Raw genomic sequence first — 18427 nt, forward strand, 5'->3', positions numbered from 1 at the left:
ACGCTCGCCGGCGGTGAAGGTGCGCGGTCGCACGGTTATCCACAGGGTGCGATCCGGGTCTGGCCGAGGGGTGCGTCCGGCGTCGACGATCGTGGGCATGAATCCGGAGTTGATCAGCCTGCTGGAGCGCCAAGGTGGGGTCGCCACCAGCGCGCAGATGCTCGCCCATATGCCGAGGCGCGCCTTCGAAGCGGCCGTCCGCAACGGTGAATTCGACCGGCTGTGGCAGGGCATCTACGGAACGGGTCAAGCCACCGAGGACGTGCGCTTGCGTGGGCTGGACCTGGCGACCGGTGCTTCGGTGCCGGTGTGTCTCGGTACGGCGGCCGCGCGCTACGGCTTCGACACGGAGAACACGGCGGACCTGCACGTGCTCAATCCACCACGGGGCCAACTCAGATCGACCGACGGCTTGGTGGTGCACCGGCGCGACGGCGCACCACTGGCCTACGCCGCCGGTCGGCTCGCCACCGCTGCGCACTGGACGGCGGTGGAGGTGGCCCGGGCGCTGCGCCGTCCGCGTGCGTTGGCGACGCTGGACGCCGCACTGCGCAGCGGGGCGTGCAACCGCACCGATATGTGGCGGTCGGCGCAGGCACAGGCGGGGCGGCGCGGCATCGTCGCGGTCCGGGATCTGCTCCCGCTGGCCGACGGGCGGGCGGAATCACCCATGGAGAGCGAGGCGCGGCTGGTGATGATCGACGGTGGCCTGCCGGTACCGCAGTTGCAGTACGAGATCATCGACGGGAACGGCGAGCTGCGCCGGTTCGACTTCGGTTGGCCGCAGATGCGGGTGGCCGCCGAGTACGAAGGTGTCGACTGGCACAGCGGGCCCGAGGAGATGCGACGCGACCGCCGAAGGTTGGCCGCCGTCCAGGACGTCGGCTGGACCGTGGTGCCGATCCTCTTCGCCGACGCGCGGTATCGGCAAGTGGAGTTGGTGGGGCGGATCGATCGGCAGTTGCGTCGCGCTCAGGCAGCGTGAGCGTGCGCTGACTGCCAGGAATTACGGCGTGTCGGCGTGCAGACACGCACACTCGCGGGCCGGGGGCTAGGTACCGGGGCCGACGTTCGCGGCCGGCCGGGTGCGCAGATCGTGCACATAGGAGGCGGGTGCGCCGGCGATCTCGGCGGCGTCGGCCATCACGCCGAGGTAGCGCGCCGACGGCAGGCCGCCTTCCCAGGCGTCGACCACGTACAGCCAGGCCAACACCGGATCGGTAGTGGTGTCCGAGGACAGCCGGTCCACCCGGCAGCGGATCTTCTTGTGGAAGCCGAGCTCGGAGCCCTCCCAGCGATCCAGGTTGCCCTCGTCCTCTTTGGTCATGTCGTAGAGCACCACGAAGACCTTTTCGTCGGGATCCTCGACCAGGGTGGCCAGGGCGCCCTCCCAGCCGAAGTCCTCGCCACCGAACGTCAGGCGCCATCCGTGCAACCAACCGGTGCCGGCCACCGGAGAATGCGGGGCGCGCTGGAGCATCTGCTCCGGATGCATGTTCGATCCGTAAGCGGCGTAGAGCGGCACGGGCCAACTTTAGGCGCTCCGGCGGGCGGGAGCGAAGCGACCCGGGGATTGGTACGGCGGGCGGGAGCGAAGCGACCCGGGGGATCGGCCGTGCGGGCGGGAGCGAAGCGACCCGGGGGATCGGCCGTGTGGGCGGGAGCGAAGCGACCCACTACGTTTATCACCGTGCCCACCCGCATCGTGATCATCGGCGGCGGTCCCGCCGGCTACGAGGCCGCATTGGTCGCCGCGTCCCGCGGCCCGGACGCCGTTCAGGTCACCGTCGTCGACAGCGACGGTATCGGTGGCGCCTGCGTGCTGTTCGACTGCGTGCCGTCCAAGACCTTCATCGCTTCGACGGGGGTGCGCACCGAGCTGCGTCGCGCCAACGGTCTGGGCTTCGACATCGCCATCGACGACGCCAAGATCTCCCTCGAGCAGATCCACAATCGGGTCAAGACGCTGGCCAGATCGCAGTCCGCCGATATCGGTGCCACCCTGCTCAACGCCGGGGTCAACGTGGTCAAGGGCCGCGGTGAGCTGGTCGACAGCGTGCCGGGGATGGCCCGCCACCGAGTCAAAGTATCCACCCCGGACGGCAAGGTCGGGGTGCTCAAGGCCGATGTGGTGCTGATCGCCACCGGGGCCACTCCCAGGGTGCTGCCCAACGCGGTCCCGGACGGCGAACGTGTGCTGAACTGGCGCCAGCTCTACGACCTCACCGAGCTGCCCGACCATCTGGTGATCGTCGGCTCGGGTGTGACCGGCGCGGAGTTCTGCAGCGCGTACACCGAGCTCGGGGTGAAGGTCACCGTGGTGGCCAGCCGCGACCAGATCCTGCCGCACGAGGACTCCGATGCCGCCGCCGTGCTGGAGGAGGCCTTCTCCGAGCGCGGCGTGTCGCTGGTGAAGAACGCCAGAGCCGACTCGGTGGTCCGTACCGACAACGGGATCAAGGTCACACTGGCCGACGGTCGCGTGGTCGAGGGCAGCCATGCCCTGATGACCGTCGGCTCGGTGCCCAACACCAGCGGTCTCGGTCTGGACCGCGTGGGGATCGAACTCGGCCCGGGTGCCTACCTGACCGTGGACCGGGTGTCGCGCACCAAAGCGCCCGGCATCTACGCGGCGGGGGACTGCACCGGCCTGTTGCCGCTGGCCTCGGTCGCCGCCATGCAGGGCCGCATCGCGATGTATCACGCACTGGGCGAAGGGGTGAATCCCATCCGCCTGCGCACCGTCGCGTCGGCCACGTTCACCCGGCCCGAGATCGCCGCGGTCGGGGTCCCGCAGACCAAGATCGACGACGGCACCGTGCCCGCCCGAACCCTGATGTTGCCGCTGACGACGAACGCCAGGGCCAAGATGTCGCTGCTGCGCTTCGGCTTCGTCAAGATCTTCTGCCGGCCGGCCACCGGTGTGGTGATCGGCGGTGTGGTGGTCGCGCCGATCGCCTCCGAGCTGATCCTGCCCATCGCCCTGGCGGTGCAGAACCGGATCTCGGTGGGTGACCTGGCCCAGACGCTGTCGGTGTACCCGTCGCTGTCCGGGTCGATCGTCGAGGCGGCGCGACGTCTGATGGCACACGATGACCTGGACTAAAGGTCAGTTCGAAGCGCTGGACCCACAAAGGGTCGGCTGCGCGACGTAGGCTCGCAACGGCAACGCCTACCCACGAGTAACCACGAGGAGCCTCCGGCGTGACTGACCCGATCTCAGGCAAGGGACAAGCTCAGCTCGGACCCGAGCACCGTGCGGCGGCCTGGCAGCGCCTCGGCAGCGAACAGTTCGATGTCGTGGTCATCGGCGGCGGGGTGGTCGGCGCGGGTGCGGCCCTGGACGCGGCGACCCGCGGGCTGAGGGTCGCGCTGGTCGAAGCCCGCGACTTCGCGTCCGGCACGTCGAGTCGGAGCAGCAAGATGTTCCACGGTGGCCTGCGCTACCTCGAACAGCTGGAGTTCGGCCTGGTCCGCGAGGCGTTGCACGAACGCGAGCTGTCGCTGACGACGCTGGCCCCGCATCTGGTGAAACCACTGCCGTTCCTGTTCCCGCTGACCAGACGGTGGTGGGAGCGGCCGTATGTGGCGGCGGGCATCTTCCTCTACGACCAGCTGGGCGGCGCGAAATCCGTTCCGGCGCAGAAGCATCTACTCAAGGCCGGGGCACTGCGGCTGGCGCCGGGGCTCAAGCGCAGCTCGCTCATCGGCGGTATCCGGTACTACGACACCGTGGTCGACGATGCCCGCCACACCATGACGGTGGCGCGCACGGCCGCACACTACGGCGCAGTGGTGCGGACCTCCACGCAGGTGGTGGCGCTGCTGCGCGAGGGCGACCGGGTCACCGGGGTCAAGGTGCGCGACTCGGAGAACGGTGCCGTCACCGAGGTGCGCGGGCACGTGGTCGTCAACGCGACGGGCGTGTGGACCGATGAGATCCAGGCGCTGTCGAAGGAGCGCGGCCGGTTCCGGGTGCGGGCCTCCAAGGGCGTGCACATCGTGGTGCCCCGCGACCGCGTCGTCAGTGAGGTCGCGATCATTCTGCGCACCGAGAAGTCGGTGCTCTTCGTCATTCCGTGGGGCACGCACTGGATCATCGGCACCACCGACACCGACTGGAATCTCGACCTGGCGCACCCGGCTGCCACCAAGGCCGATATCGACTACATCCTCGGCCACGTCAACACGGTGCTGGCCACCCCGCTGACCCATGACGATATCGACGGTGTCTACGCGGGGCTGCGGCCGCTGCTGGCGGGGGAGAGCGAGTCCACGTCGAAGCTGTCCCGCGAACATGCTGTGGCGGTGCCGTCGCCGGGGCTGGTGGCCATCGCCGGCGGCAAGTACACCACCTACCGGGTGATGGGCCAGGACGCGATCGACGCCGCGGCCGAATTCGTCCCGACCCGGGTGGCGCCGTCGATCACCGAGAAGGTGCCGCTGATGGGGGCCGACGGTTACTTCGCCCTGGTCAACCAGACCGAGCATGTCGGCGCCCACTACGGCCTGCATCCGTACCGGGTACGCCACCTGCTGGACCGTTACGGCTCGCTGATCGGCGAGGTACTGGCCATGGCTGACGGCAATCCGCAACTGCTGGAACCGATCACCGAGGCCCCGGTGTACCTCAAGGTGGAGGCGGTGTACGCGGTGGCCGCCGAAGGGGCACTGCATCTGGAGGACATCCTCGCCCGGCGGATGCGGATCTCCATCGAGTACCCGCACCGTGGTGTGAACTGCGCGCGGGAGGTGGCCGAAGTCGTTGCGCCCGTTCTTGGTTGGAGCCCCGAGGATGTCGACCGCGAGGTGTCGACGTACCTGGCGCGGGTGGAGGCCGAGGTGCAGTCGCAGACTCAGCCGGATGACGAAAGCGCCGATGCGCTGCGGGCCGCGGCGCCGGAGGCGCGCGCCGAGATCCTGGAACCGGTGCCGCTGAATTGATACGCCGGTGAAACGGCCCCTGCCGGACCGCGACGGTGTCGGGCCGGCGCGCGTCCGGTTGCGCGGCGGCTCGGTCTTGGTCGAGCTCGCCGACCGATTCGGCGAGCCCGCGGCCACGAAAGTGCTTGCCGGAGAGGTGTATCTACCGAACGGCGGCGTGGTGGCCGCCGATACGGTGCTGCCGCCGAACTCCTATGTCTACCTGTACCGCGATCTGCCCGACGAGATTCCGGTGCCCTTCGAGATGCCGATCCTGTACCGCGACCACGACATCCTCGTCGTGGACAAGCCGCATTTCCTGGCCACCATGCCGCGCGGCGGTCACGTCGTGCAGACGGCCTTGGTGCGGCTGCGGCGTGAACTGGAACTGCCCGAACTCAGTCCCGCGCACCGGCTGGACCGGCTCACGGCCGGGGTGCTGCTGTTCACGGTGCGCCGCGAGGTCCGGGGTGCCTACCAGACGATGTTCGCCGAAGGGCGGGCGCGCAAGACGTATCTGGCCCGGGCCGGCGGGACCCCCACCGTCGCACTGCCGGCACTGCTGACCAGCCGGATCATCAAGCAGCGCAGCCGGTTACAAGCCTTCGAGGAACCAGGTGAGCCGAACGCGCGGACCCATGTCGAGCTTCTCGAAGACGGGCTCTACCGTCTGACCCCGTACACCGGGCGCACCCATCAACTGCGGGTGCAGATGGCGTCCATCGGTGTGCCGATCGACAACGACCCGCTCTATCCGGACGTCGTCGACGTGGCGCCCGGTGACTTCTCGGCTCCGCTGCAGCTGCTGGCCCAGCGGCTCGCGTTCGACGACCCACTCAGTGGTGTGCGCCGCGATTTCGTCAGCGGTCGGGTTCTCTAGACCGTTCTCAAGGTGAACTGGGCGATCGGACCGTAGTCGCGGTAGTCGTGCGTCTCGGCCAGGGGATTCCGGTCGAAGGTGTACTCGACGTAGAGCTTCTTGATCTTTCGCGCCTGCTCGACCGGGATGTTCTCGATGACGGCCGCTTCCAGTCCCTCGATGTCGATCTTGAGGATGTCGATCTTGCCGTGCTTTTCGATCGCCTCTTCGAGCACGTTGCGGGAGTTCACCAACGGGACGGTCAGGGTGTTGCCGTGGCCGGCCCCGACGCCGCCGTACCGGCCGGACTCCTCCCATGCGAACTCCACCTCGCCGTCGCTGGTGCCGACCGCGGCCTGGTGCACTTCGAAGCGACCTTCGAACTGGCGCAGGTTGTCCTTGAGTTTCGCCACATTGGAGGGCAGTGGTTCGAACAGATACGTGTATGCGGCGGCGTTGCGGGTCAGGAAGTAGGCGGCGGAGATGCCGATATTCGAGCCGAAGTCGACGATCACCGTGTCCGAGGTGTCGGCCAGGTAGTCATTGCGGCAGAAGATCTCGTTGACGGTGAGGACGTCATGGCCGGAGTGCAGGCGCAGGTCGAGCCATGATTGCGGGGTGCGGACGCGCACCGTGTACGGGTAGGTCCCCTTGCCGATCAGATAGCGCTTGAACATCTCCGCCGGGTGTTCGTAGAGCCGGACCATGTTGGCGGCCGCGACGTAGTGCCTGCGGTCCAGCGCAGATTTCGCAATCAAGCCGAGATTGCGGCCCGCGACCTGCATATCTACCTCCGTCGTAGGGGACGCTCTTGCCGGACGCCAAGTCGGCACACAGCAACGCCCGCCCACACTACCGGCACGTAGCTAGTTGATGACGCAAGTGACCAGACTGCCTGACCAGGTCTGATCTACTGACCGGCATGGATCGTGCCGCGTTTGACCAGTTGTTCGACATGTCCGACCGCACCGTCATCGTCACCGGCGGTACCCGCGGCATCGGATTGGCGTTGAGTGAGGGGTTCGCCCTCAGCGGAGCCCGGGTGGTGGTGGCCAGCCGCAAGCCCGACGCGTGCGCTGCGGCCGCCGCGCATCTCCGGAGCCTGGGCGGCGAGGCGATCGGCGTGCCGGCCCATCTTGGTGCGGTCGATGATCTGGCGGCGCTGGTGGACCGCACCGTGTCGGAATTCGGTGGCATCGACGTGGTGGTCAACAACGCGGCCAATGCGCTGGCGCAGCCGTTCGGGTCGATGACCGTCGATGCCTGGAACAAGTCCTACTCCGTGAATCTGCAGGGCCCGGTGTTCCTGGTTCAGCATGCGTTGCCGTATCTGACGCAGAGTCCGGCGGCGGCGGTGCTGAACATGGTCTCGGTGGGCGCCTTCAACTTCGCGCCCTCGTTGTCCATCTACGCCTCGGGTAAGGCCGCGCTGATGTCGGTGACCCGCTCGATGGCGGCCGAGTTCGCCCCGCTGGGCATCCGGGTCAACGCCCTCGCACCCGGGCCCGTGGACACCGACATGATGCGCAACAATCCGCAGGAGGCCGTCGACGCGATGGCGGCGAACACCCTGATGCGCCGGCTCGCATCGCCGGACGAAATGATCGGTACCGCGCTGCTGCTGTGCTCTCGGGCCGGTAGCTATATCACCGGTCAGGTGGTCATCGTCGACGGCGGGGGGACCCCGCGCTAGTCAGTCCCGCTCGGCGCTGCGCCAGCCCCTGACGCCGACCGCGATCATCCGCATCTGCTTGACGGCGGTGCGCTTGATCTCCTCCAGCGCCGACGGGTCGGAGGCGTCCTCGGCGGTTTCGGCGATCGAGATCATGGCGTTGACGAACAGGTTGGCCAGAATGTTGAGGTCCTCGCTGCTCCAGTCCTTCATCCCGGGGAAGCGGGCCAGGTCGATGGCGAGCTCCGAGGTGATCAACCGGATCTCGGTGCGAATGGCGTAGCGCAGCATGGCCACACCACTGGCACGCTCCCGGGTGATGAAGCGCCAGTGCTCGCGGCGGTCGCTGATACTGGCGATGAGGATCTCCGCCGACGAGTCGATGACGTGGTTGGGATCGAGTTTCCCGGCGCGGGCACCGCGCAGCATGTCACGCAGTGATCGGAACGATTCGTCGATCAGCACAAGGCCGAGAGCTTCCATCGAATCGAAGTGGCGGTAGAAGGCCGCGGGCACGATGCCCGCTTCGCGGGTGACCTCCCGCAGGCTCAGGCCGGTGAAGCTGCCCTCCTCGAGCAGGTGCAGTGCGGCGGCCACGATCGCGCGTCGGGTGACCTCTTTGCGCTCTTCGCGCGACAAGGTGTCACGCGAGCGAGGCCGTCCTGAGCGACTGGGCCGCCCGGAGCGCGACTTCGGAACGTCACTATCCACAACCAACGAGCGTACAACCGGATGCCCCTCCGATTCGCTCGGCGCTGCGTTGTCAATCGTTTGTGAATTCAGAGTACGAACGTTCACTGTGTTATGCCCATCACAACCTGCAGGTTTTCCTTGACCATGCGAGTTCATCGCGCCCACAGTGTACATATGTTCACCGAAACATTGACGCACAAGCTGAGGGACCGGGTGCTCCGGTCGCCGCTGCTGGATCTGCTCACCGGACCGCACGGCGTCGACCGGTACACCGAGATCGTCGATCCGGTGTGGATCAAGGGCAGTGCGCGCGCAAAGGTGGTGGCCGTCCGTCGCCAGACGCCCCGCAGTGTCACCTTGACGCTGGAACCCAACCGGGCCTTCACCGGCTTCATGGCCGGTCAGCACATCAACCTGTCGGTGGAGATCAACGGACGCCGCCGCACCCGCCCGTACTCCCCGGCCAGCGCGGAGGGTGGCCGCCTCATCGAACTGACCGTCGGGCTGCATGACGGTGGCCTGGTGTCGACCTACCTCTACGAGAACGCCAAGCCCGGGATGATCGTCGGCCTCGACTCCGTCGGCGGCGACTTCTTCATGCCGGCACAGCGCCCCGGGCGCATCCTGTTCGTCTCCGGCGGCAGCGGTATCACCCCGGTGCTGTCGATGCTGCGCACGCTCAAAGCCGAGGGCTTCACCGGCGACGCCGCGTTCATCCACTATGCGCGCTCCGCCGAAGAGGCCTGCTATCGCGACGAACTCGACACCATGCCCGGCGTTCGGGTGCTGCACGGCTACACCCGCGACGACGCCGGCGCCGATCTGGACGGATACTTCGCCCCGCATCACCTGGCTGCGGCGATGGCCGAACCGGACGCGATCTTCGTGTGCGGTCCGCCCGCGCTCGTCGACGCGGTGCGGGGGCTGCGTCCGGACGCACGATCGGAGAGCTTCGTCCCGCCGGTGTTCGCCGTGCCTGCCGAAGCCACCGGTGGCACCGTCACCTTCGCCGGCAGTGCTGTGAAGGTGACCGACAGCGGTCAGACGTTGCTCCAACAGGCCGAGGCCGCCGGGCTGAACCCGGAAAGCGGATGCCGGATGGGCATCTGCTTCAGCTGCACCCGAACCAAAACCCGCGGCGCCGTGCGCAATGTGCTCAACGGCACGGTGTCCACCGACGACTGCGAAGACATCCGAATCTGCGTCACCGCCCCCGTCGGCGATGTCGAGATCGATCTGTAGAGAACCCTGAACATCCTGTGACGCGAAAGGACAAGCAATGACCACACTCGAATTGCCCCGTAGCTCCACCGTTTCCGCCCCTTCGGCGAAGTACGCGCTCACCCCCGAGCAGGCCGACGCGTTCGGCAAAGAACTCGACGCCATCCGTGAACGTGCGCTGGCCGAGCTGGGGGAGCGTGACGCCGCCTACATCCGCAAGATCATCAAGATGCAGCGCAGCCTCGAGGTCGGCGGCCGCGCCCTGCTGTTCCTGCCGCCGGCATGGCCGATCGGCACCGTGATGCTCGGGCTGTCGAAGATCCTCGACAACATGGAGATCGGCCACAACGTCATGCACGGCCAGTACGACTGGATGGGCGATCCGGCGCTGCGCGGCCAGAACTTCGAATGGGATTCGGCCTGCCCGTCCAACCAGTGGCGGCACTCGCACAACTACATGCACCACACCTACACCAACATCGTCGACCTGGATCGCGACATCGGCTACGGCGTGCTGCGGATGAGTGAGGACCAGAAGTGGCATCCGTACTACCTGGGCAACCCGGTCTACGCGTTCCTGCTGATGGTGTTCTTCCAGTACGGCGTGGCCCTGCACGAGCTGGAGACCGAGCGCATCCGCTCCGGTGAGATCAAGCTGCGGGACAAGAAGGACATGCTCACCGAGATGTGGGCGAAGGTCAGGAAGCAGACCGTGAAGGACTACGTGGCCTTCCCGCTGCTGGCCGGCCCGTTCGCGCCGTTCGTCTTCACGGGCAACATGACCGCCAACCTGATGCGCAATGTGTGGTCGTACATGATCATCTTCTGCGGCCATTTCCCGGAGGGCACGCATGAGTTCACCGTCGAAGAGACCAAGGCCGAGACACGCGGGCAGTGGTACTACCGGCAGCTGTTGGGTTCGGCGAACCTCACCGGGGGAAAGTGGTTCCACATCTTCAGTGGCAACCTGTCCTTCCAGATCGAGCACCATCTGTTCCCCGACATTCCGGCGCACCGTTATGCCGAGATCTCGGGTGAGGTGAAGGAGATCTGCCGGCGATACGGTCTGCCCTACAACGGTGGGCCGCTGCCCAAGCAGTTCTTCTCGGTCGTCAAGAAGATCTGCCGGCTGGCGCTGCCGAACCCGAAATGACCTACGGTGCCTGACAATTCGGGCACCAGAAGCTGATCCGGTCGCCGCTGCGGTCCATCTCGATGGAGGTCCCGCAGCGGCGACACGGCTGTGCGGACCGTCCGTACACCCACACCTGCTGCCCGCGCCGGGTGTCACCGGTGGTGCACCTGTTCGTTCGTGATCTGTTGAGCCACAACATGTCCCGAGCGCGCTGTACCAGCCGTAGGGGATCGGGGACGGTCCCGACCCGGGCCGTGGGCCTGCGCCCGAAGACAAAGCACAGCTCGTTGGCGTACACATTGCCCACCCCGGCCATCACCCGCTGATCCAGTAGGGCCTCGGCCAGGGCGCGATCGGGATCGGCGCTCAGGTTCGCCGCCGCGCGTCGCGGGTCCCAATCCTGGCCGAGCAGATCCGGGCCCAGGTGGGCGACCACGTCCTGGTCGTGGGCCCGCTCGAGGACCTCCAGCACGCCCAGGTCGATACCGGTGGCCAGACCGTCCGCCGTGCCGAGCACGATGCGGATCCGGTGCGGCTCCACCCGGCCCGGACCGATCCGCCAGCTGCCGTCCATCTTGAGGTGGGAATGGATGCTGGCTCCACCATCCTTGGAGCCCACCCGGATGAACAGGTGCTTGCCCCGGCTGAGCACTTCGTCGACCACGTCGCCGGTCAGATCCACCGTCGCATAGCGCGGCACCCGGATGTCGCAGCGGGTCAACGTCTTTCCCACGAGTGCCTGCCTCAGTGTGGCGGCGGTGTGGAAGACGGTGTCACCTTCGGGCATACCATCATTGAACACCGACCCCGGTGAGCGCCTTCTGGTGACGGTGCTGCCGGTCCAGGGTGGCGAAGTAGAACGCGTAGGCGAACGCGCAACTGGTGAACAGGCTCGACACGAAGTACAGCCACGGCCGGTTGATCCCGCGCCGGTGGCCGTCGACGATGGTGAACAGGGGCAGCAGGATGACGTTGATGATGGTGTAGTCCTGGCTGGCCGAGCTCGCCGCCGGATTGGTGTAGCCGAGCGTGATGAATTCCTGCCAACTGCCCGGGCCCCAGATCGGATTGCTCGACGGGGTCGCGTACTCGGCGACATAGCGGTAGTTGAAGTAGTAGCCGATGACGGTGCCGGCGATGCCGACGAGGTAGAACGTGACCTCCAGGGCGGAGATGTTCGGACCGGTCGCCGGGCGGGTGAAGATGTCGCGGTTGGCGTTGACGATCCAGGCGATGACGGCAAGTCCGAGAATCAGGTGAACGGCGAGCGAGACCATGCCGCCAGTATGGCCCGCGCCGGGGCACGTTTCGTCAATTTTGCCATTTCGTCTGCCGAGTCAGCGCAGCCGTAGTCCGCGCGGCGTCCGCGCGAAACCGGCTTCGGTGAGGGCGGACTGCGCGGCCGCGCGCGCCTCGCGTCCCTCGTCGGAGGCCGGGTCCAGCACGGATACGCCGTTGACCCGTTCGACCAGCAGTGACGACACCCGCTGGTCTCGGACCAGATCGGCCAGCGCGGTGGCGGCGGCCTGCTGGGCCCCGGATTCGGCACCGAAGTTGAGCAGTGAGCGGCCGCCCCGTTCCAGGAACCACACCAGCCGGCCGTCGACCAGCACCACCAGTGCGCCGGCCTTGCGGCCCGGCCGGAAGTCACCTTCGCCGGGCCAGGGCAGTGCGGCTCCGTATGGGTTGGCCGGGTCGGTCGCCGCGAGCACCACCGCATGCCATTCGGGGCGCTCCGGGTCGACCCCGTCCAGATAACTGCGCAGCCGGTCCACCGTCGACGCCGCGGCGAACTGGGCGCCGCCCAGTGATTCGATGAAATAGCCGCGTTGACAACGCCCGGCGTCCTCGAAGGCGGTGAGCACCTTGTAGAGCATTGCGAACCCGCCGGGCAGCCCCTCGGTGGCACCGCGAGTCAGGACTCCGTGCCGGTTCAGCAGCAGCTCGGCCTGGAAGTGGGCGCGCACGGTCGAGTCCGGTTCCGGTGCGGGCAGTGCCGACCAGCGTCCGGAGACCTTCGGGTCGGTGCGTGGCGCGGGATGTGCGATCCGGTATCGGCTCAGCTTCGGCGGACGCTGGCGCTGCCGGTGTGCGGGTGCCCGCCGAGACCCGTGCAGTACCGCCCGCACCGGGGCGAACGTGTCGCCGGTGACCATGCCGGCCCAGATCAACTCCCACAACGCAGCGCTGAACGTGCTTTCCGTGCCGTCTTCGGTGAGTTGCCGGAAGAAGTACGCGCCGCCGGCCGACAAGGTGTCCAGCAGGGCACGGTGGGTGTCGGTCAGCTCGATCGCGGCGGGCGCGGGCAGGGTCAACGGTGCCGAGTCGGCCAGATGGAAGACCACCCAGCCGTCGGCGGCCCCGATCTGTCCGGCACCGGACCATGTCACCTCGCCGGAGGCCAGGAGTTCGTCGAGCATGGCCGGCTGATAGTCGGCGACCCGTTGTGGCAGCACCAGGGATTCGACCGCCGAGGCCGGCAGCGGCACCCCGGCCAGCTGATCGATCACCGCGGCCAGCCCGTCGACGCCGCGGTTGTTCGGGGATCCGACGTGCTGCCAGGCCGGCAGGAACCGGCCATAGGCGGCGGGGCTGACCGGTTCCACCGCGGCGCGCAACGCCGCCAAGGACCGTCGCCGCAGGATCTTCAGAACGACTGCGTCACACCACTGTTCGCCACGCGGGCCCGGTGCCGCCGCCGGGTCGGCCGCGGCATCGCTGAACTCACCCCGCACGAGTTTGCCGTCCGCGGCCATCCGGCCCAGCACATCGGCGGTCACCCGCAGTCCCAGCCCGAATCGCGCGGCCGCCTCGGCGGTGCTGAACGGGCCGTGGGTGCGGGCGTAGCGGCCCAGCAGTTCGCCCAGCGGATCGGTCGCGGACTCCAGGAACGTCAGCGGCACTCCGACCGGTACGGCCACCCCGACTCCGTCGCGCAACAGCCCGATGTCTTCGATCGACACCCACCAGGTCGCCCCGGCGAACGTCACCGTCAGCGCCCGGCGTGCGGTGCGCAGGCCTTCGAGCCAGCCACCGATCTCCGTCGTGGTGCAGCGGTCGGCCAGTTCGTCCGCCGTGAGCGGGCCCAGCAGCCGCAGCAGGTCGGCGATACCCTCCGCGTCACGGGCAGCCCGGTCGGGATCGAGATGCTGTAACTGACGGGCGGTCGCGGCGAGCACCTCGGGGTCGAGCAGGTCCCGCAGCTCGACCCGGCCGAGCAATTCGGCGAGCAGCACGCTGTCCAAGGACAGCGCGGCCGCCCGGCGTTCGGCCAGCGGGCTGTCGCCCTCGTACATGAACGCGCCGACGTAGCCGAACAGTACGGACGCCGCGAAGGGTGAGGGCGTGGTGGTTTCGACGTCGATCAACCGCACCCGGCGTTGGGCGATCCGACTCATCAGGTCGGTCAGCGCCGGCACGTCATAGACGTCCTGCAGGCATTCGCGGACGGTCTCCAGCACGATCGGGAAGTCGGGATATTTGCGGGCCACGTCGAGCAACTGCGAGGCCCGCTGGCGTTGATGCCACAGCGGTGACCGTTTGCCCGGATTCCTGCGCGGCAGCAGCAGCGCACGCGCCGCGCATTCGCGGAACCGCGAGGCGAACAGCGCCGACCCGCCCACCTCGGTGGTGACGAGTGGCTCGATCTCGTCGGCCTCGAACACGAAAATATCTGCCCCGGGTGGCTTTTCATCCGTATCGGGCAGCCGGACGATGATGCCGTCATCGGAGGCCGTCGGCTTCTCGTCGATGCCGTAGCGCTCGTGGAGCCGCCGTGACACGGCCAGTGCCAGCGGGCCGTGCACCCGCAGCCCGTACGGGGAGTGCAAGATCAGCCGCCAGTCACCCAGCTCGTCGTGGAACCGTTCCACCACCAGCGTGGTATCGGTGGGCACCACGCCGGTGGACTGGCGTTGTTCGTCGAGCAGTTGCCACAGATTGTCGGTGGCGAAATCGTCGAAACCGGTTTCTGCGCAGCGCACATCGAAGTCGGCGCGGCCCAGCGCGGCCAGCTCGCCGGTGAACCGTCCGACCGCGGCGCCCAACTCGGCAGGCCGGCCCACGCTGTCACCGCGCCAGAACGGCAGCCGTGCCGGCTGACCGGGCGCGGGCAGCACCATCACGCGGTCGTGGGTGATCTCGGTGATCCGCCAGCTGGTGGCGCCGAGCGAGATGACATCGCCCGGACGCGACTCGTAGACCATTTCCTCATCGAGTTCGCCGACCCGGGAGGGTTTTTCGGTGGCGAGGTAGACGGTGAACATGCCGCGGTCGGGAATCGCACCGCCGGAGGTGACCGCCAGCCGCTGCGCCCCGGGCCGCGCGGTCAGGGTGGCCCCGAGATCCCCGCCGCGGTCGTAGATCAGCCGCGGGCGCAGTTCGGCGAATTCGGTGGACGGGTACTTCCCGGACAACAGATCCAGCGTCGCCTCGAATGCGCTGCGCGGCAGGGTCGCGAAGGGAGCGCTGCGGCGCACCGTGTCGAACCAGGTCTCGACGTCCAGCGGTTCCAGCGCGGCCGCGGCCACGGTGTGCTGGGCCAGGATGTCGAGCGGATTGGCCGGCACCGCCATCGACTCGATCTCGCCGGCCTGCATCCGCTGCACCGTGACCGCGCAGTCGATCAGGTCGGTGCGATGGTTGGGGAACAGCACACCCTGGGAGATCTCGCCGACCTGGTGACCGGCGCGGCCGATGCGCTGCAGGCCGCTGGCCACCGAGGGGGGCGCCGAGACCTGGATGACGAGGTCCACCGCACCCATGTCGATGCCCAGTTCCAGGCTGGAGGTGGCGACGACGGCTTTGAGCCGCCCGCTTTTCAGGTCGTCCTCGACGGCGGCGCGCTGCTCCTTGCTCACCGAGCCGTGATGGGCGCGGGCCAGCAGGGTGGGCGCGCCGAAGCTCTGGCCGCTGGCCATGACGTGGGCGGGGGCGCCGCCCCCCACCTTCGGGTTGTGCCCCTCGGGCAGCTCGATACCGGTGCGCTCGGCATGGATCTCGTTGAGCCGGGACGTGAGGCGCTCGGCCAGCCGCCGGGAATTGGCGAAGACGATCGAAGACTGATGCGCTTCGATCAGGTCGACGATGCGCTCCTCGACATCCGGCCAGATCGAGTTGTCGGCCAGATTCGCCATATCCGGCACGGGTACCTGGACCTTGAGGTCGAAGGTCTTGTCGGCGGGTGGGGCGACGATATGCGCCGGGGCGGACCCGGCCAGGAAGCGCGCCACCTCCTCGGGCGGGCGCACCGTCGCCGACAGTCCGATGCGCTGGGCCGGAGTGTCGAGTAGGGCGTCGAGGCGCTCCAGCGAAAGGGCCAGGTGCGCACCGCGTTTGGTGCCCGCGACGGCGTGTACCTCGTCGACGATGACGGTGTGCACCGAGGTCAGCGTGTCCCGGGCGGACGAGGTGAGCATGAGGAACAGTGACTCGGGGGTGGTGATCAGGATGTCCGGCGGCCTCGCGATCAGCTCACGGCGCTGCTTGGGTGGGGTGTCGCCGGACCGCACGCCCACGGTGATGGCCGGAGCCTGCTCGCCGAGCCGTTCGGCCACCCGGGCGATACCGGTGAGCGGGGTGCGCAGGTTGCGTTCGACGTCGACGGCGAGGGCTTTCAGCGGAGAGACGTAGAGCACCTTGGTGCCCCGGCTCGGCTCGGTGCGGGCGAGCTGATCGATGGCCCAGAGGAACGCCGCCAGCGTCTTGCCGGAACCGGTGGGCGCGATGACCAGGGTGTGCCGCCCGTCGGCGATCGCGGACCAAGCCTCGGACTGCGCCAGGGTGGGGGCCGGGAAGGTGCCCGCGAACCACTGCCGGGTCAGCTCGCTGAACCGGCCCAGTGGATCGGGTGGGGCCATCAGTCCATACTGCCGCCCACCACCGACAACTCCGCGATTTGTGCACGTTCACCGGCGGTCGGCGCCGGTGAACGTGCACAAATCGCTGGTCAGCGGGCGTCGGGCGCGACCGCGGCGGCCAGTGACGCGGGGATGCCGGGGACTCGGCCGACGGCGTCGAGCAGGGCGTGCGCGCAGGTGTCGGCGACGAAATCGCGGTCGAGCGACGCGTCGAGCACCCGTTGCCGGCAGAACTCGAAGGTGAAGGCCAGCCAGCCGTACACCGTGACCCGCAGATCGCGGGCCAGCTCCGGCGCGGCGGTATCGCCCACGGCCGCGGTGATCGCGCCGATGATCCGGTCGGCCTGGCGGTCGTTGTCCAGTTCGTCGATCCCCCGCAGCACCGGGTCGACGCGGCCCATGCCCATATACGCGGCCCACGCGCCGTGCGGGTGTTCCTCGTCGTACCGCAGGTAGGCCAGCACGCCCGCGCGCACCTGACCGAACAGCGTCTGCCCCGGCTCGGGCGCGTGGTTGGTGGCCTCGAACAGGCGCTCACCCTCGGCGCGGACCACTGCGGCGAAGAACGCGCGCTTGTCCGGGAAGTAGTGATACATCAGCGCGCGGGAGATGCCGGCCCGCTCGGCGATCTCGTCGATGCGGACCTCGTCATAGGGGCGTTGCCCGAACACCTCGGCGCCGAGGTTCAGCAGTTCGGTGCGCCGGTCGTCCGGGGACAGGCGTCGCCGGGATTCCCCCATGCCGGAATCGTAATGCGCACGTGTGTAACAGCAGCCGGTGCCCTGCGATATCTGGCCAGCGGTCGACCGGGCAGCTTGACTCTTCCCCTGCGGGAGACTGCACCGTGGGGGTCATGACCCTCCATCACCGCAAGAACGCACAATCCGAATGGGATGCGCTCCCCGAGATCGTCAAGACCTACCTCACCGCGCATGCGACCGGCAAGGACAGCAGAGTACTCGCGGTCTTCACGGCCGATGCCGTTGTGACGGACGAAGGGCACGACCATGTCGGCCACGATCGGATCGATGCCTGGCTGAACGGTCCCGCCGGCGAGTACACCTATACCACCGAGTTCACCAGTGCCACTGTCGTTGACACCGAGAATGTCGATGTGCTCCAACGCCTGAAGGGGAACTTCCCGGGCGGTGTCGCCGACCTCCACTATCGGTTCACGCTGGATGGTGCGCTTGTCAGCCGACTGGTGATCGAGCCCTGACCGTGCTCCGCGTCAACCCGAGACGTCGCGTCTGATCCCCGACCTGTCACCTGCCCAGCGCGCGCTGATACCGCCGCATCCCCGCGATCCAGCGGTCGTAGTCGGCACCCTTGCCCCGGTACATCTCCAGCACCGCCTCATGTGGCAGCACCAGGAACCGTTCGTCGCGCACACCCGCCAGCGTCGCGGCAGCCACCTCCTCGGCGGTGAGCACCTCGCCCGCGGTGGTGACCGAATCGGCGGCCAGCCGGGTGACCGGATCCGTGGCATCGCGGATATCGGTGAGCAGCGGCGTGTCCACCCCCATCGGGCAGACGCAGGTGACGCCGACTCCGCTGTCCCCGTACGTGATCGACAACCACTCGGCGAACCCCACCGCGGCGTGTTTGGTGACGGCGTAACCGGCCGCGCCGACCTGGGTGAGCAAGCCGGCCGCCGAGGCGACGCTGACGAAATACCCGCCGCGCTGCAGCCACTCGGGCACCAGGGCGTCCGCCGCCCGGATGTGGGCACGCAGGTTCACGTCCAGTACTTGGTCCCACGTGGCTTCGGTGCCGAGCCCGGGTGCGCCGATGATGCCGGCATTGGCGACGTAGATGTCGACCGGCCCGAACTGCGTCCGGGCGGTGTCGATCAGCGTGGCGATACCCCCGGTCGAACTGGCATCTGCTGACACTCCGACGGCGCGATCCCCGATGGACTCGGCCGTCTGGGTGGCCGCGACTCCGTTGAGGTCGCCGGCCACCACCGACGCGCCGGCCGCCGCGAACGCATGGGCCAACGCTCGTCCGATACCCGAACCCGCCCCGGTGATGACGGCCACCCGGCCCTCGATCTGCATGAGACG

At 68.1% G+C, this 18427-nt stretch carries 16 protein-coding genes; 8 read left to right on the top strand and 8 right to left on the bottom strand.

The features are described 5' to 3' along the window. Positions 1 to 97: 97 nt before the first annotated feature. Positions 98 to 985: a type IV toxin-antitoxin system AbiEi family antitoxin gene (locus FHU31_RS08090; RefSeq protein ID WP_167157298.1), complete on the top strand. Its 888-nt coding sequence runs from the start codon at positions 98 to 100 to the stop codon at positions 983 to 985. 66 nt (positions 986 to 1051) lie between these two features. On the opposite strand, the gene FHU31_RS08095 is transcribed toward FHU31_RS08090, so the two are convergent. Beyond that, positions 1052 to 1525, bottom strand: a complete 474-nt coding sequence (locus FHU31_RS08095) for a gamma-glutamylcyclotransferase family protein (protein WP_090356048.1) — start codon at positions 1523 to 1525, stop codon at positions 1052 to 1054. Positions 1526 to 1690: 165 nt separating this feature from the next. Between FHU31_RS08095 and FHU31_RS08100 the strand changes: the two genes are divergently transcribed. From FHU31_RS08100 to FHU31_RS08110, 3 genes are all read left to right on the top strand, one after another. Next, positions 1691 to 3106 (top strand): NAD(P)H-quinone dehydrogenase, encoded by a 1416-nt coding sequence (locus tag FHU31_RS08100; RefSeq protein ID WP_167157300.1) that lies wholly within the window; start codon positions 1691 to 1693, stop codon positions 3104 to 3106. A 98-nt stretch (positions 3107 to 3204) separates the two neighbouring features. Then, the gene (locus FHU31_RS08105; protein WP_167157302.1) at positions 3205 to 4944 is read left to right on the top strand and encodes a glycerol-3-phosphate dehydrogenase/oxidase; all 1740 of its coding nucleotides are present in this window, start codon (positions 3205 to 3207) and stop codon (positions 4942 to 4944) included. Positions 4945 to 4951: 7 nt separating this feature from the next. Then, positions 4952 to 5803 carry a pseudouridine synthase gene (locus tag FHU31_RS08110; RefSeq protein ID WP_167157304.1) on the top strand — a complete coding sequence of 284 codons (852 nt, stop codon included), beginning with the start codon at positions 4952 to 4954 and terminating at the stop codon, positions 5801 to 5803. On the opposite strand, the gene FHU31_RS08115 is transcribed toward FHU31_RS08110, so the two are convergent. After that, complete coding sequence (locus FHU31_RS08115; protein ID WP_167157306.1) at positions 5800 to 6567, bottom strand: FkbM family methyltransferase; 768 nt, start codon at positions 6565 to 6567, stop codon at positions 5800 to 5802. The two genes, FHU31_RS08110 and FHU31_RS08115, sit on opposite strands and share 4 nt — an antisense overlap. Positions 6568 to 6704: 137 nt before the next feature. Here FHU31_RS08115 and FHU31_RS08120 point away from each other — a divergent pair, with 137 nt between their 5' ends. After that, positions 6705 to 7475, top strand: coding sequence for an SDR family NAD(P)-dependent oxidoreductase (locus FHU31_RS08120; protein WP_167157308.1), 771 nt, complete (start codon positions 6705 to 6707; stop codon positions 7473 to 7475). On the opposite strand, the gene FHU31_RS08125 is transcribed toward FHU31_RS08120, so the two are convergent. Next, the gene (locus tag FHU31_RS08125; protein ID WP_167157310.1) at positions 7476 to 8165 is read right to left on the bottom strand and encodes a TetR family transcriptional regulator; all 690 of its coding nucleotides are present in this window, start codon (positions 8163 to 8165) and stop codon (positions 7476 to 7478) included. A gap of 156 nt (positions 8166 to 8321) precedes the next feature. On the opposite strand from FHU31_RS08125, the gene FHU31_RS08130 reads away from it, so the two are divergent. After that, positions 8322 to 9389, top strand: a complete 1068-nt coding sequence (locus FHU31_RS08130; protein WP_167157312.1) for a ferredoxin reductase — start codon at positions 8322 to 8324, stop codon at positions 9387 to 9389. A gap of 37 nt (positions 9390 to 9426) precedes the next feature. Continuing rightward, positions 9427 to 10521, top strand: a complete 1095-nt coding sequence (locus FHU31_RS08135) for a fatty acid desaturase family protein (RefSeq protein ID WP_167157314.1) — start codon at positions 9427 to 9429, stop codon at positions 10519 to 10521. A 1-nt stretch (position 10522) separates the two neighbouring features. On the opposite strand, the gene nei2 is transcribed toward FHU31_RS08135, so the two are convergent. From nei2 to FHU31_RS08155, 4 genes are all read right to left on the bottom strand, one after another. Further along, positions 10523 to 11290, bottom strand: coding sequence for an endonuclease VIII Nei2 (gene nei2, locus FHU31_RS08140; RefSeq protein WP_167157316.1), 768 nt, complete (start codon positions 11288 to 11290; stop codon positions 10523 to 10525). 4 nt (positions 11291 to 11294) lie between these two features. Next, positions 11295 to 11780 (bottom strand): DUF2834 domain-containing protein, encoded by a 486-nt coding sequence (locus FHU31_RS08145; RefSeq protein ID WP_167157318.1) that lies wholly within the window; start codon positions 11778 to 11780, stop codon positions 11295 to 11297. A gap of 60 nt (positions 11781 to 11840) precedes the next feature. Continuing rightward, positions 11841 to 16361, bottom strand: coding sequence for an ATP-dependent helicase (locus tag FHU31_RS08150; RefSeq protein WP_167157319.1), 4521 nt, complete (start codon positions 16359 to 16361; stop codon positions 11841 to 11843). A gap of 89 nt (positions 16362 to 16450) precedes the next feature. Further along, complete coding sequence (locus tag FHU31_RS08155; RefSeq protein ID WP_167157321.1) at positions 16451 to 17101, bottom strand: TetR/AcrR family transcriptional regulator; 651 nt, start codon at positions 17099 to 17101, stop codon at positions 16451 to 16453. A gap of 113 nt (positions 17102 to 17214) precedes the next feature. Here FHU31_RS08155 and FHU31_RS08160 point away from each other — a divergent pair, with 113 nt between their 5' ends. Next, complete coding sequence (locus FHU31_RS08160) at positions 17215 to 17580, top strand: nuclear transport factor 2 family protein (protein WP_167157323.1); 366 nt, start codon at positions 17215 to 17217, stop codon at positions 17578 to 17580. Positions 17581 to 17626: 46 nt separating this feature from the next. On the opposite strand, the gene FHU31_RS08165 is transcribed toward FHU31_RS08160, so the two are convergent. Then, complete coding sequence (locus FHU31_RS08165; protein WP_167157325.1) at positions 17627 to 18421, bottom strand: SDR family oxidoreductase; 795 nt, start codon at positions 18419 to 18421, stop codon at positions 17627 to 17629. Positions 18422 to 18427: the final 6 nt, after the last annotated feature.

It is taken from the genome of Mycolicibacterium fluoranthenivorans, assembly GCF_011758805.1.
Lineage (GTDB): Bacteria > Actinomycetota > Actinomycetes > Mycobacteriales > Mycobacteriaceae > Mycobacterium > Mycobacterium fluoranthenivorans.